Genomic DNA, 14903 nt, shown 5'->3' on the forward strand with positions numbered 1-14903 from the left:
AACGGCCCGGAATTACCGGGCCGTCGTCACTCTCGCAGCCATCGTTCTGTGGATGCGCTAGTGTCCACACCACCTAGAGTGGGATGATTGGGTTGGGCCGTGACCACGGACCATTCTGTTATCGTGCCCCGGACGCAACGCAGCACGAGTGCGGCAAGCCGGGGCCCATGCTACTTCGCATGGGGTTGTTTTCGCGATTTTGTGTCCGGGCCCTGCGATGCGCCGCCCATAGCGCGTCGGAGACGCGCGTGAACGCACTGCGTCCGGGCTCGAGGTCGCGTGTGCTGGCAACGACATGCTATGCATCCCGGCGCGGACACCATCCGCGATGATGGCATGACAAGCCCATGCATTTCGCCGATAATTTGACCTCGACCAATTGTAGGCTGGAGACTCCTTGATGCCCTCCCCGCGCGCCTCGCAGGCCCTTTCCCGTTTCACCGTCCTCGACCTGACCCGCGTCCGTTCGGGGCCGACCTGCGTGCGGCAGCTCGCCGACTGGGGCGCCAATGTCATCAAGATCGACGCGCTGCTGGAGGATGCGGCCGGCGAACAGCCGGGTGGCCCGCGCCAGGGCTCGGACTTCCAGAATTTGCACCGCAACAAGCGGGCGATGACGCTCAACCTGAAGGATCCGAAGGGCCTTGAGGTGTTCAAGCGCCTTGCCGAGAAGGCGGACGTCGTGGTCGAGAACTTCCGGCCCGACGTCAAGGCCAAGCTCGGCATCGATTACGAGAGCCTGCGCCAGATCAACCCCCGGATCGTCTATGGCAGCATCTCAGGGTTCGGGCAGGATGGCCCCTATCACAAGCGGCCGGGCTTCGATCAGATCGCCCAGGGCATGGGCGGGCTCATGTCGGTTACCGGTGCCCCCGGCGAGGGCCCGATGCGGGTCGGCATTCCCGTGGCCGACCTCACGGCCGGGCTATTCTGTGCGCTTGGCATCCTCACGGCGCTGCTCGAACGCGATGCTTCCGGCGAAGGCCAGTGGGTGCAGACCTCGCTGCTGCAGGCCCAGATATTCATGCTGGATTTCCAGGCCGCACGCTGGCTGATGGAAAAGGACGTGGCCAAACAGGCCGGCAACAACCATCCGACGAGCATTCCGACCGGCGTCTTCAAGACGTCCGACGGCTATATCAATATTGCCACCACCGGCGGGCGGATCTGGGAGCGTTGCGCGCAGGCGATCGGCGCGCCTGAACTCCTCACCAATCCCGACTACGCCACCTCGCCGGCCCGCTCGAAGAACCGCGACGCGCTCAATGCCACCATCGGGAAGCTCACCGAGAAGAAATCCACCGAGACCTGGGTCAGCGAGCTCAACGCCGCCGGCGTGCCCTGTGGCCCGATCTACTCGATTGATCAGATGTTCGATGATGACCAGGTCAAGCATCTCGGCATCGCGCAGCACGTGCCCAACGACGAAAACAGGCACATCCAGCTGGTCGGCCAGCCGATAACTTTGTCGCGGACGCCAAGCAGCATGGCGGCACGTCCGCCGGAGTTCGGTGAACAGACCGAAGAAGTGCTTGCCGAATTCGGCTTCGGCAAGGACGAGATCGCCGATCTCAGGCAACGCAAGGTGGTCTGAGCGGTATCAGAGCGCCTGGAACTCACCACACGAAAAAGCCCCGGAAAACCGGGGCTTTTTTATTCCTATCGTTCTGTCGCTCAGTACTTGGCGACGACCGGACCCGCGGTGAACTGGTAGTTGATGCCGGCGCGGGCAACATGGTCATGGAACCTGACGGTGGTCTGATCAGCCGTTCCGCCGAAGTAGGTTTTCGAGCCGAAATCCATATAGAGATATTCCAGCTTCGCCGACCAGTTCCTGGCGAATTTCTTCTCAAGGCCGGCTCCGACTGTCCAACCCACGCGCGTCTCACTGCCGGACACCCTGGTCCCAGTGACGGTGAACGGTGCGCCGATGGTGACGTTGCTGTTGCCGTCGAACAGCTGGAAGACCCCGGAAGGCGTCGTCGCCACTTTGACTTCACCAACCGCCAGACCGCCAGTCGCGTACAGCAACAAACTCGGGTCAACAAGGACACCGCCACGGGCCCTGAAGGTTGCAAACCAAGGCAAGCTCGTGGTGGTGTCGGTGAACAAGGTTGCACCTATGTTGCCGACTCTGATCGATCCGAGTTGATTACGCGATCCTCCGCGTTCCCCCGTGCCCTGGATGTCAGCTTCAAGTCCGACAACCCAGGTGCGATCCAGCTGCCAATTATAACCGATCTGCGCGCCACCGAGACCGCCATCGACATTGTGCCCAAACGTGCTGATCGCAAACGGTGCACCCGGATCGAATGTGGTGCGAGCCCTGCCCCAGCTGTAGCCGCCGTTGAGACCGACATAGAACCCAGTCCAGTTGTAGCCGGGATCGACGATCACGGGAGCCTTGGTGTACGGCCGCGGGGCCAGGTCGGCAGCGAATGCGCTCGTCGTGAGCAGCGAAACAATCGCGGCGCCTGCAATCAGAATGCGATTCATCGGGATTCCCTAATACGTGAAATTGAACTTGGAACCAGTATACAGAAACGGGTGCCGTATCCTGTTACCCGGGAGCAACAAGTGGACACAATTGAGTTCCATCGGCGGATTAGCCGGCGTCAGGGTGAAAAAACACCAAATCCGCCCTAAATATCTGGCTAGGCGTTACTTTTTGACGTCCGCAACAGCCGGGCGAAACTGCCAAATAGCTTGTCGATCACGGGCCAAAACAGGAGAACGATCGCCAGTGTTGTAATCGAGCCAACAAGGCCGTTCGACCAGAACACCTTCATGTCGCCGCCGGATCCGATCATCGAGAGGCGGAACGCGTCCTCGGCGCGGTTGCCGAGTACCAGCGCCAACGTGAACGGCGCGAGCGGTATTCCGATCTTCTTGAAGACGTAGCCGACGACGCCAAAGCCAAGCATCAGCCAGATGTCGAACATCGCATTCTGAATGGCATAGGCACCGATCGCGCAGGACACCACAATCATCGGCGCGACCGCTGCGAACGGCACCCGCAGGATCGAGGCAAAGATCGGCACCGTCGTCAGCACCAGCACAAGGCCGACCACGTTGCCGAGATACATCGAGGCAATCAGGCCCCAGACGAAGTCCTTGTGTTCGACGAACAACAACGGCCCGGGGTTGAGGCCCCACACCATCAAGCCGCCGAGCAGGATTGCCGCAGTGCCGGAGCCGGGAATACCGAGCGCCAGCATCGGCAGCAGCGCTGCGGTGCCCGAGGCATGCGCCGCCGTTTCCGGCGCGAACACACCTTCGATACGGCCCTTGCCGAAACCGTCCGGGTCCTTGGAAAAACGCTTGGCGAGATTGTAGCCCATGAACGAGGCCGCAATCGCGCCACCCGGCGTAATGCCGAGCCAGCAGCCGATGAACGACGAACGAAGCAGCGTCACCCAATATTTCGGCAGGTCTCTCCAGACCGACAACACGACGCGCAGACTGATCCCGGCGGCGTGTCCGCGCAACGCGAGGCGCTCTTCCATCGTCAGCAGGATCTCGCTGATGCCGAACAGGCCGATCACCGCGACCAGAAAATTAATGCCGCGCAAGAGGTCGGTCGAACCAAAGGTCATGCGCAACTGGCCGGACACCGTGTCCATTCCAACGCCGGCGAGCAGCAGACCGAGCGACATCGAAATGACAGTCTTGTGCTTGGCCTCGCGGCCGAGCCCCACAAAGGAGCAGAATGTGAGCAGATAGACCGCAAAGAATTCAGGCGGGCCGAACTTCAGCGCAAAGGACGAGATCATCGGCGCCAGAAACGTGATCAACAGCACCGCCACCAGCGAACCGATGAACGAGGAAGTAAACGCCGCAGTCAGCGCTTCCGCAGCCCTGCCCTGCTGCGCCATCGGATAACCATCGAAGGTGGTCGCGACCGACCAGGCCTCGCCGGGAATGTTGAACAGGATGGACGTGATGGCGCCGCCGAACAGCGCGCCCCAATAAATGCAGGACAGCATCACGATGGCCGAGGTCGGATCCATCGTGAAGGTCAACGGCAGCAGGATCGCCACACCGTTCGGCCCGCCAAGTCCCGGCAGCACGCCGACGAAAATGCCGAGCACCAGCCCGACCATCATCAGGACGAGCGTCTTCCATGTCAGCAGGACGGCAAAGCCGTGCATGAGTAGGCCGAAGGCTTCCATCAGACTACCTGCGATCTACTAACGGCCGAGGGCCGCTTCGAGCGGGCCCTTCGGCATGATGACGTCAAACGCGATGTCGAAAGTCACGAACATCACAGCGGTGAACACAAAGGCCGTCAGCAGCGATTTCCACAACGCGATCTTGCCGACCACGCGCATGAAGGTCGAAACCAGGAGGAAGCTCGCGACATAGAGTCCGAGAAATTGCATGGCCAGACAGAACAGCAGCGTCGGCACGAACACGGCCATGACGCGGCGAAGCTGGGCCCGCGTGACGAAAGTCTCGGCGGCTTCCTTGCGTGACAGGAAAGCGGTGACGAGACCATAGAGGCTGGCACCACCGAGGATCACCGACAGATAGAACGGAAAATAACCGGCCTGCGGGCCGGTGGAGTCCCAGGCGGCGCCGGTGCGCCAATTGTCCCATCCGAGCGTCAGCGCCAGCGCCAGCAGGAGCAATGACACCACGACGTCGACGATGCGGACGCTCGTCACGACAGGTGAGTTGACCTCCGGCGCGGTCGGATCGTCGACGACGATTTCGATGTCGGTATTGGACATTGGATGAGATCTATCCCGGCTAGCTGACGTGGCATACGGGATACAGTGCTGGCGTTGCCCGCGTCAATGTAACTTCAGCGAATGCACTGGCTTGACGCGTTTCCTCAACGCGAACCGGCAACGCTATCGGAACCGATCAGGAAACGTGCTCGCAAGTGCAGCACGTTCAGCTCTCAGCACACCACGCTCGGTGATCAATCCGGTTACCAGCCGCGCCGGCGTGACATCGAACGCATAATTGGCGACCGGCGATCCCGCAGGCACCACCCGCACCGTTTCGATACGCCCATCGGTGGTGCGGCCGGTCATGGTCGCGACTTCATCGGAAGTGCGCTGTTCGATCGGAATCTGCTTTATTCCGTCGTCGATACTAAAGTCGATGGTCGGCGACGGCAGCGCAACATAAAACGGCACGCCGTTGTCGTGCGCTGCGAGCGCCTTCAAGTAGGTTCCGATCTTGTTGCAGACGTCGCCGTTGGCAGCCACCCGGTCGGTTCCGACGATGGCCAGATCGACCATCCGGTGCTGCATCAGGTGGCCACCGGTGTTGTCGGCGATCACCGTATGCGGGACACCATGGTGGCCAAGTTCCCACGCCGTGAGGGAGGCGCCTTGATTGCGGGGCCGGGTTTCGTCGACCCAAACATGGACCTTCAGGCCACGATCATGCGCGAGGTAGATCGGAGCCGTCGCGGTACCGAAATCGACCGTCGCCAGCCATCCAGCGTTGCAGTGAGTCAGGATGTTGACCGTCTCTCCCGGCTTGGTCGCGGCAATCGCTTCGACCAGCGCCAAACCGTGCTGTCCTATGGCCTGATTGATCGCGACGTCCTCCTCCGCGATTTCAGTGGCGCGCTTGTAGGCCGCCGCGACACGTCCTGACGGCGGCAAGGGCCGCAGCATCCCGTGCATTTCATCGAGCGCCCATTTCAGGTTGATGGCCGTCGGCCGGGTCGCAATCAGCATCTTGTAGGCAAGGTCAAGCGCGGCATCGCAGGCATCGGCGCGCATGGCCAGCGCCATGCCATAAGCAGCGGTTGCGCCGATCAGCGGCGCGCCGCGCACCAGCATGGAACGGATGGCTTCGCCGGCGTCCGCCGCACTCGTCATCCGCGCGATGACGAATTCATGCGGCAGCCGCCGCTGGTCGATCGCCCCGACCGACCATCCATCGGGCTCGAGCCAGATGCTGCGAAAATGCCTGCCATCGACCTTCATGAACGCAACACCCTGCCGGCCACCGCGTCGAGCTTGCTGAGCAATGTGGGATCTCGCGCCTCCGGCGCCGTGATCAGCGCGGTATCAAGGGCCCGATCCGAGCCGATCGGGCACGGTTCGTGCTCGCGCGGGAAATCGATGGCAAGGCGCGCAACCAGGCCCTTGGCCTTTTCGGCATTCGAGTTCAGCACGCGAATGATGTCCTGAACCGTCACGGCGTCGTGCTGGGGATGCCAGCAATCGAAATCGGTAACCATCGCCACGCTGGCGTAACAGATCTCGGCCTCACGGGCGAGCTTGGCTTCCGGCATGTTGGTCATCCCGATCACCGAATAGCCCTGCGTCTTGTAGGTCAGGCTCTCGGCAAGGCTGGAGAACTGAGGACCCTCCATACAGACATAGGTGCCGCCTTGCACAGCCGCGATGTCCTCGGCCTTGGCGGCCTCCGCCAAATGCACCAATAGGCGCGGTGACACCGGATGAGCCATCGAGACATGGGCAACGCAGCCTTTGCCGAAGAATGAACTTTCGCGCTTGTGGGTGCGGTCCACGAACTGATCGACGAGCACGAATGTGCCGGGTGGCAGATCCTCCCGAAACGAACCGCAGGCCGAGAGCGAAATCAGGTCGGTAACCCCTGCCCGTTTCAGGACGTCGATATTGGCGCGGTAGTTGATGTCCGAAGGCGACAGAACGTGCCCTTTGCCATGCCGAGGCAGAAATACGATCGGCAGCCCGGCGATGACACCATGCCTGACGGGCGCAGAAGCCTCGCCCCAGGGGCTTTCGATTGCCTCGTCGCGGACATTTTCCAACCCCGGCAGATCGTAAATGCCGGATCCGCCGATAATGCCAAGCACGGCATTCGTCATGATTGCTCCCAGAATGTTTCCCGGAGCGACCGCTCCGGCTTGTTCCCAGCACGCTTGGATGTTCGACTATACTGCGACGCAATAATCAACCATTGTTCGCCTACTGCAAAGGCCCTCTGGCAGGGCTTGTGATTTGACGCCGCAGCGATCAGGAGAAAGTGGATGTCGGCCACCAGCGAGCGGAAAAAGCGCCAGTCCATCATCGACGCCTGCCGCAGCATGAATGTGCTTGGCATTAATCAAGGCACGTCCGGGAATATCAGCCTGCGGCATGACACCGGCCTGCTGATCACGCCGACGAGCGTGCCCTATGAAACGATGCAGCCGGAGCAGATCGTGTTCATGGGTCTGGACGGTTCGTTCGACGCGGCGCAGCGACCGTCGAGCGAGTGGCGGTTTCACCTCGACATTCTGAAGGCACGGCCCGAGGTCAACGCGGTGGTGCACGCGCATCCACCCTATTCGACGATCCTCGCGATCATGGGTCTGGAAATCCCGCCGATCCATTACATGATCGCGGTCGCCGGCGGCGACACCATCCGCTGCGCGCCCTATGCGACGTTCGGCACGCAGGAGCTGTCGGAACACGCCGTGCGGGCGCTCGAGGACCGCATGGCCTGCCTGCTGGAGCATCACGGCATGATCGCCGTCGGACCTTCGCTGTCGAAGGCAATGTGGCTTGCGGTGGAGGTCGAAGCGCTGGCGCGGCAATATCACGGCTGCCTTCAGATCGGCACACCGCGCTTGCTGCCCAAAGCAGAGATCAAGAACGTTCTCGGCAAAATCGCTGGATACGGTCCTGCCGGGAAATAACGCGCTACGGCAGGCTTACTTCGCCACGAAACCGGCTTCGTTCATCAGCGAGGTGTTGAGCTTGTCATCTTCCTCGAGGAACTTCACCATGTCCTTGCCGGTTAGGAAGATCGGCTTCAGCGCCTGCTTTTCCATGTATTCCTTGTACTCTGCGGTCTGTGTCACCTTCTGGAACAGGTCGACATAGAACGCCTGTTGGTCCGGCGTGACCTTGCCCGGCAGGAACATCGCGCGCAGCATCAGATACTGCACGTCGAGCCCTTCTTCCTTGCAGGTCGGGATATCGTTCCAGGATTGCGTCTCGGTGACCTTGGTCTTGTAGGCGATACGCTCCTTGTCGAACACGCACAGCGCGCGGACCTGGCCGGCGCGCCAGACCTCGAGATTTTCGGACGGATTGTTGACGTTGGATTCGGTGTGGTTGCCAACCAGTTGCGTCGCGGCTTCGCCGCCGGATTTGTACGGCAGATAGGAGAACTTCGCGCCTGTCCTCTGCTCCATGAACACGGTGAGCACGTGATCCTCGCGCTTGGAGCCGGTGCCGCCCATCTTGAACGGCGAACTCGCAGCCTTGGCGGCCGCAACGAATTCCTTCACGGTTTTCGGTCCGGCGGCATTGTCCCACAGCACGAACTGATCGAGCGCAACCACCGACACCGGCGTGAGATCGCGCCAATTGAAGGGAATCTTCGCCGACAACGGCAGCATGTAGATCAGCGAATAGGCGATCAGCACCTTGTTGGGGTCGCCGTCGCTGGACTTCATGTACATCAGCGCCTCGGCGCCGGAGGCTCCGCCCTTGAGCGAGACCACGATCGGCTGCTTCATCAAATTGTTCTTCTGGATTGCCGCCTGCATCATCCGAGCCATCTGGTCGGAGGCGCCGCCGGCACCTGCTGCGACCACGATTTCAACCGGTTTGGTCGGCTCCCAGGCAGCGAACGCCGGTACGCTGACGATCATGGCCGCCAAGGCGGCCGTGGCTTTCAGAATCTGTCCCACGTGTTTCTTCCCTATGTCTTTGTTTTAATTATAGAAACGCAAGCACACACGGTACCATTGTGCGGATTTAACAACGCCAGTTCAAGTCGAACCGGCCCACGCTGCCTATGACTTTCGCATGAGCCGAGCAAACCAGGCTTCGCGACGTTACGGAAACCCAATCGTGATTGAAGCTAGGCCCGAACCCTATTTGCCCTTCCAGTTCGGCGTACGCTTGTTGAGGAAGGCATCCATTCCCTCGCGAAAATCCTCGCTCATGTAGGCGCGCAGGATCAGATCCCGGCCCTCCTCGCGCGACAGCGTGCGGCGAATACGGAGCACCGCTTCCTTGGCGGTTTCCATCGTGATCGGCGCATGACCAGCAACGAGCTTGGCGGTTTCGTCGGCGCGGCGCTGCAGCGTCGGGACGTCAGGCACCACCTCGTTGAGCAGACCGAGCGACAGCGCCTCCGGGGCCTCGATCAGCCGCGCTGTAAAAATCAGGTCCTTGGTCCGCGCCGGCCCGACCAACGCAACAACCCGGCTGATGTTGGACATCGACAGGCAGTTGCCGAGCGTGCGCGCGATGGGAAAGCCGATGCGCGTCGTTGCGGTGCCGATCCGGATATCGCAGCAGGCGGCAATCCCGGCGCCGCCACCGGTGCAGGCACCAGCAATGGCCGCAATCGTCGGCACCCGGACCTTCTCCAATGTGCCCAGCACGCGGTCGATCCGCTCCTCATATTCGAGCGCGTCCTCCGCGGTCTTGAAGGCACGGAACTGCGAAATGTCGGTACCCGATGCGAACGCCTTTTCCCCCGTGCCGGTCAGGATCATGGCCTTGATCGAGCGGTCCTGGTTGACGCTCTCGCAGATCGCCGCCATCTGCTCATACATCGCAAAGGTCAGCGCGTTGCGAGCCTGCGGCCGGTTGAACGTCAGCCGGGCGATACCGTCCTCGACTGAATAGATCAGGTCTTCAGTTGCAGCTACCGGTGCGTTCATCGCAGTTCTTTCTGTTCATTTCGTTGTTGGGACCGGTTCAGGCGACGGCGACCTTTGGAATGGAAACCACATCGCGTCCCTTGAGCACTTCCATCGCCGCCAGCACTCCCCCGCCTCGATGCGGCACCTTGGCGAGATCGAGACCCATTTCGACGCCCGACAGCGTGCCCATCAGCATCAGATCGTTGAAATGGCCAATATGGCCGATCCGGAACACCTTGCCCTTGATCTTGTTGAGGCCGGTGCCGAGCGACATGTCGAAGTTTTCCAGTACCACTTTGCGGAAATTATCGGCGTCATGGCCTTCCGGCATCACCACGCCGGTCAGCGCCGGCGAATGTGCGCCCTGTTCCTGGCACTGTGTTTCCAGGCCCCAAGCCTTGATGGCTGCACGCGTCGCGGCGCTGTGGCGCTTGTGGCGCGCGAAGACGTTTTCCAGTCCCTCTTCTTCGAGCATCTTGACCGCTTCGCGAAGCCCGAAGAGCAGATTGGTTGCCGGCGTATAGGGCCACGTGCCCGCCTGGTTGATCGCTATCACTTCCTGCCAGTCCCAATAGGAACGCATAGCCGGATTGGCCTTCGCGGCCGCGAGCGCCTTTTCCGATATTGCGTTGAATCCGAGACCCGGCGGCAGCATCAGTCCCTTCTGTGACCCCGCGACCGACACGTCGATGCCCCAGGCGTCGTGCTCATATTCCAGTGAGCCGAGACCGGAAATGGTGTCGACCATCAGCAATGCCGGGTGTTTGACACGATCGAGGATCTTGCGGACTTCGAGCGGATAGGTGACGCAGGCGGTCGAGGTCTCGTTGTGCACGACCATGACCGCCTTGATCTTGTGCTGGTGGTCGGCCGTCAGTCGGGCTTCGATCTGCTCCAGATCAGCGCCGTGGCGCCAGTCGCCGGGCAGGAAATCGACGTCGAGCTTGAATTTGTCAGCGATGCCGCGCCACAGCACGGCGAACTGGCCGGTCTCGGCCATCAGGACCTTGTCGCCGGGCTGCAGCGTGTTGACGATCGCCGCTTCCCAGGCGCCGGTGCCCGACGACGGGTAGATGATCACCGGCTGCTTGGTGCGGAACACCCGCTGCATGGCCGCCAGCACCGCGTGGCCGATCTCGGCGAATTCGGGACCCCGATGATCCATGGTTGGCATGTCCATGGCGCGCAGCACCCGGTCCGGCACGTTGGTCGGTCCCGGAATCTGCAGAAAATGCCGTCCAGAGTGCACAGTCATGGGGCGTCCTTCCCGTCTCGTCTTTGGCTTCACAAGTCTTGGCTTCACGAGCCGCTCGAATATCACTATTCGGCGGGCTTGTCCCCCGCCCGGCGGGGCCCGTCAATGCACAAGAAGCAGGGCTTTGCCTTGCCAAGCCGGACCCCGGCAGGCAAGACACTGAGGAGCACTCACGAGACCAAGGCAATGGCGGCAACAGGGGCCGAAAAGTCACAAAACTCGGCCGAAAACAGCGCCCTCGCCGTGCGCCTTGCTCGCGAGATTACCGGCGACGTCTTCTTCGACGCATTCAACCGTGGCCGCTACGCGACTGACGCCTCGTTCTACCAGATGATGCCCCTTGGCGTCGTGGTCCCCCGGACCATGGACGAGGCGTTGCGGACGCTGGCCATCGCAGGGGATGCTGGCCGAATCGTCACCCCCCGCGGCGGCGGCACCTCGCAATGCGGCCAGACCGTCAATGAGGGGATCGTCGTCGATTTTTCCAAACATCTGAACCGCGTCCTCTCGCTCGATGTCGAAAATCGCACCTGCGTTGTCGAACCCGGCATCGTGCTCGACGACCTCAACCGCCAACTCAAGAAGCACGGGCTGTGGTTTCCGGTCGACGTCTCGACGGCGTCGCGCGCCACCATCGGCGGCATGGCCGGCAATAATTCCTGCGGCGGACGCTCGCTGCGCTACGGCACCATGCGCGACAATACGCTGTCGATGGATGCGGCCCTGGCCGACGGCACGCTGCTGCATTTTGGCGAGGTGCCGCGCGATCTCGCGCGCGTGAATTCACCAGATAGCGGGCCCGCGTTGTTTCGCGACATGCTCGATCTCGGCAAGCGCAAGGCAGCCGAGATCGCCGAAAGATTTCCACAAGTGCAGCGCCGCGTCGGCGGCTACAATCTCGATGCGCTGGTACCGCGCAACGCGGCGAACAACATGGCGCACCTGCTGGTCGGCTCCGAAGGCACGCTGGCCTTCACGACGCAGGTCGAGCTCAAGCTATGGCCGATCATCCGCAACAAGGTGCTGGGCGTCTGTCATTTCGGCAGCTTCTATGAGGCGATGGACGCGGCCCAGCATCTGGTGAAGCTCCGCCCTATCGCGGTGGAACTGGTCGATCGCACCATGATCACATTGGGCCGCGAGATCGCGATGTTCCAGCCAATCATCAGCACCGCCGTACGCGGCAACCCCGATGCGGTGCTGATCGTGGAATTCGCCGAGGAAGATCAAGCTGAAAACCAGCGCCGCCTGAAGCAGCTCGGCGAGCTGATGGCCGATCTCGGCTTCGGTTGGGACAAGCCGCAGCGCAAATGGGGCGGCGTGGTTGAAATCACAGAACCCGCGCTGCAGACCGGCATCGCCGACTTCCGCGCCGCGGGCCTCAACGTCATGATGTCGATGAAGCAGGAGGGCAAGCCGGTCTCCTTTGTCGAGGACTGCGCGGTGCCGCTGCCGCATCTTGCCGACTATACCGAACGCCTCAACGGCATTTTTGAAAAGCACGGCACCCGCGGCACCATGTATGCGCACGCCTCCGAAGGCTGCCTTCATGTGCGTCCCGTGCTCAATCTGAAGCTGGAGAAGGATGTCAAGGCGATGCGCGCCATCGCCGAAGAGACCTTCGAGATGGTGCGCGAATACAAGGGCTCGCACTCCGGCGAGCACGGTGACGGCCTGGTCCGCTCCGAATTCCACGAAGCGATGTTCGGTTCGCGCATCGTTGCCGATTTCAGGGAGGTCAAGCATCGCTTCGACCCGGACAATGTCCTCAATCCCGGCAAGATCGTCGATCCGCCCAAAATGGACGACCGCTCGCTGTTTCGCTATCCGCCCGATTATCGTATCGGCGAACTGAAAACAGCGCTCGATTGGTCGGCTTATCCCGGCGCCGGCGGCGGCTTCCAGGGGGCCGTCGAGATGTGCAACAACAACGGCGCCTGCCGGAAGCTCGAAGGCGGCGTGATGTGTCCGTCCTACCGTGCGACCCGCAACGAGAAGGACGTCACCCGCGGCCGCGCCAATACGCTGCGACTGGCGATCTCCGGTCAACTCGGACCGAACGCGCTGGCTTCCGACGAGATGATGGACACGCTGAAACTCTGCGTCTCCTGCAAGGCCTGCCGCCACGAATGCCCGACCGGCGTGGACATGGCCAAGATGAAGATAGAGGTGCTGGCGGCACGCGCGGCAACGCATGGGCTTTCGCTGCGCGATCGGCTGGTTGGGTACCTGCCCCGCTATGCCGGCCTTGCGGGCCGCTTCGCTCCGCTCGCCAATTGGCGCAATGGCAGCCCGTTGCTGCGCAAGCTGTTCGAAAAATTCGCCGGCATCAGCGCGCAACGCGCCCTGCCCGCATTCCGGCGCGATGCGTTCCGGACCGATGCGGAGGCCTTTGGACCGGAGAGTGGCCGCGAAGTCGTGCTGTTCGCCGATACGTTCAACCGTGCCTATGAGCGGGAAAATCTCGATGCCGCGCTGCGCGTGCTGGTTGAAGGCGGATACCGCGTCCACATTCCAAGACCGGCAGACCACGCGCGACCGCTGTGCTGCGGGCGCACCTTCCTCTCTGCAGGTCTGGTCGATCAGGCGCGAGCCGAATTGGACCGGCTGGTCGCAACCTACGCGCCGTTCGCCGCGCGCGGTGTACCGATCGTTGGACTGGAACCGAGTTGTCTCCTGACGCTGCGTGATGAGCTGCTTTCCTTGCGCTCCGATAACGACGCCAAGAGCATCGGCGCGCATGCGCTGCTGTTCGAGGAATTCCTGGTTCGCGAGGCGGAGGCCGGCCGTCTGCGGCTGCCGCTTGGTTCAATGCCTGCCAAGGCGCTGGTTCACGGCCACTGCCATCAGAAATCATTTGGTGCATTCAAGCCGGTCGAAAAAGCGCTTCGCCTCGTGCCCGACCTGAACGTCGAGATCATCGAGTCCAGTTGCTGCGGCATGGCCGGCGCCTTCGGCTATGGTGCCGACACCTACCACGCATCGATGCAAATGGCCGAGCTCTCACTGCTGCCGGCCGTCCGCGGGGCCGACCAGACCACGCTGATCGTCGCCGATGGCACCTCCTGCCGGCATCAGATCAAGGATGGCAGCGGGCGATCCGCCCTTCACGTCGCGCGCGTTCTGGCGATGAGCCTCGATCGTGCAATGCCCAATTCACCTCTCTCCTCCCATGCAAAGGAACCGACCCATGGCTGAACTCACGCTCGACGTCGCCCGCAAGATTCTTGATGCCGCCCTTGCCAAAGGCGTCGAGAAAAAACTGAAGCCGCTGGTCATCACCATTCTCGATGCACGCGGCTGCGTCAAAGTCACGGCGGCGCAGGACGGCACCAGCCTGATGCGGGCCGAAATCGCACACGGCAAGGCCTATGGCGCACTGGCGCTGGGCATGGGCTCACGCGCGCTATTCCAGCGCGCACAGGAGCAGGCTTATTTCGTCAGCGCGATTAACACGATGGCGCAAGGCCGTCTCGTTCCGGTGCCCGGCGGGGTGTTGATCCAGGATGCCGGTGTTCTGCTTGGTGCCGTCGGTGTCAGCGGCGACACCTCGGACAATGACGAGATCTGCGCCGTCGCGGGCATCGAGGCCGCGGGGCTTAAAGCCAACGCCGGATAAGTGCAGGCCGTCACAAGCCGAACACCATCAGAACGAATGAGGCGTTCAGGAAGCGGCTTCTCAAAGCGCGCTCGATATTTGTTGCCGAAGCGCAACATGCCTGAAGCGATTGTCAAAACCCGCCCTGGCCGCATTGATCGGGGTTCCGACTCCGATACCATCAACTCATAATTAAGCAATTTCCTACGATGGGTTTGGGGGCTGACGTGCTGGGAATGGGGAATGCACGCCGCTCCAAGCGGCGGCTTGGGAGTTCGAATGCCGCTTGGGCGCTGGCGCTCGGGTTATGCGCGAGCCTTTTGGCGCCGGCAGCGGCTTTCGCTTCAGCAGGATGTGATGCCGTAAACGGTGGCACGCTCAATTTTGCGAAAACTCCGGGCGGCACCGTTAATAGTCCGCCCGTCAATGCTGCTTTTTCAGCCGGC

Annotated in this window: 12 protein-coding genes; 4 read left to right on the plus strand and 8 right to left on the minus strand. The window is 61.8% G+C overall.

The window, feature by feature from the left end:
- The first annotated feature begins 400 nt into the window (after positions 1-400).
- Positions 401-1594 (plus strand): CaiB/BaiF CoA transferase family protein, encoded by a 1194-nt coding sequence (locus tag JQ629_RS25890; RefSeq protein ID WP_212415032.1) that lies wholly within the window; start codon positions 401-403, stop codon positions 1592-1594.
- Positions 1595-1674: 80 nt separating this feature from the next.
- On the opposite strand, the gene JQ629_RS25895 is transcribed toward JQ629_RS25890, so the two are convergent.
- The 5 genes from JQ629_RS25895 to JQ629_RS25915 all read right to left on the minus strand — a co-directional run bounded on the left by JQ629_RS25895 (position 1675) and on the right by JQ629_RS25915 (position 6823).
- The gene (locus JQ629_RS25895; protein ID WP_212415033.1) at positions 1675-2496 is read right to left on the minus strand and encodes an outer membrane protein; all 822 of its coding nucleotides are present in this window, start codon (positions 2494-2496) and stop codon (positions 1675-1677) included.
- Positions 2497-2654: 158 nt separating this feature from the next.
- Positions 2655-4172: a tripartite tricarboxylate transporter permease gene (locus tag JQ629_RS25900; protein ID WP_212415034.1), complete on the minus strand. Its 1518-nt coding sequence runs from the start codon at positions 4170-4172 to the stop codon at positions 2655-2657.
- Positions 4173-4190: 18 nt separating this feature from the next.
- Entirely contained in the window at positions 4191-4733 is a 543-nt protein-coding gene (locus JQ629_RS25905) for a tripartite tricarboxylate transporter TctB family protein (protein WP_212415035.1), read from the minus strand.
- Positions 4734-4856: 123 nt separating this feature from the next.
- A complete protein-coding gene (mtnA, locus tag JQ629_RS25910; protein WP_212415036.1) occupies positions 4857-5951 on the minus strand; it encodes an S-methyl-5-thioribose-1-phosphate isomerase in 1095 nt (364 codons plus the stop codon).
- Positions 5948-6823, minus strand: coding sequence for an S-methyl-5'-thioadenosine phosphorylase (locus tag JQ629_RS25915; RefSeq protein WP_212415037.1), 876 nt, complete (start codon positions 6821-6823; stop codon positions 5948-5950). The genes mtnA and JQ629_RS25915 overlap by 4 nt, the downstream gene beginning before the upstream one ends.
- Before the next feature lie 162 nt (positions 6824-6985).
- Between JQ629_RS25915 and JQ629_RS25920 the strand changes: the two genes are divergently transcribed.
- Complete coding sequence (locus tag JQ629_RS25920; RefSeq protein WP_212415038.1) at positions 6986-7636, plus strand: class II aldolase/adducin family protein; 651 nt, start codon at positions 6986-6988, stop codon at positions 7634-7636.
- A gap of 15 nt (positions 7637-7651) precedes the next feature.
- On the opposite strand, the gene JQ629_RS25925 is transcribed toward JQ629_RS25920, so the two are convergent.
- The 3 genes from JQ629_RS25925 to JQ629_RS25935 all read right to left on the minus strand — a co-directional run bounded on the left by JQ629_RS25925 (position 7652) and on the right by JQ629_RS25935 (position 10859).
- Positions 7652-8599 (minus strand): Bug family tripartite tricarboxylate transporter substrate binding protein, encoded by a 948-nt coding sequence (locus JQ629_RS25925; protein ID WP_212264009.1) that lies wholly within the window; start codon positions 8597-8599, stop codon positions 7652-7654.
- 225 nt (positions 8600-8824) lie between these two features.
- Positions 8825-9622, minus strand: a complete 798-nt coding sequence (locus JQ629_RS25930; protein WP_212415039.1) for an enoyl-CoA hydratase/isomerase family protein — start codon at positions 9620-9622, stop codon at positions 8825-8827.
- A 37-nt stretch (positions 9623-9659) separates the two neighbouring features.
- Positions 9660-10859 (minus strand): pyridoxal-phosphate-dependent aminotransferase family protein, encoded by a 1200-nt coding sequence (locus tag JQ629_RS25935; RefSeq protein ID WP_212415040.1) that lies wholly within the window; start codon positions 10857-10859, stop codon positions 9660-9662.
- Between the two features lie 186 nt (positions 10860-11045).
- Between JQ629_RS25935 and JQ629_RS25940 the strand changes: the two genes are divergently transcribed.
- Positions 11046-14057, plus strand: a complete 3012-nt coding sequence (locus JQ629_RS25940) for an FAD-binding and (Fe-S)-binding domain-containing protein (protein ID WP_212415041.1) — start codon at positions 11046-11048, stop codon at positions 14055-14057.
- Positions 14050-14478, plus strand: a complete 429-nt coding sequence (locus tag JQ629_RS25945) for a GlcG/HbpS family heme-binding protein (RefSeq protein ID WP_212415042.1) — start codon at positions 14050-14052, stop codon at positions 14476-14478. Before JQ629_RS25940 ends, JQ629_RS25945 begins: the two co-directional genes overlap by 8 nt.
- Positions 14479-14903: the final 425 nt, after the last annotated feature.

It is taken from the genome of Bradyrhizobium sp. AUGA SZCCT0222 (genome assembly GCF_018130205.1).
Classification (GTDB): domain Bacteria; phylum Pseudomonadota; class Alphaproteobacteria; order Rhizobiales; family Xanthobacteraceae; genus Bradyrhizobium.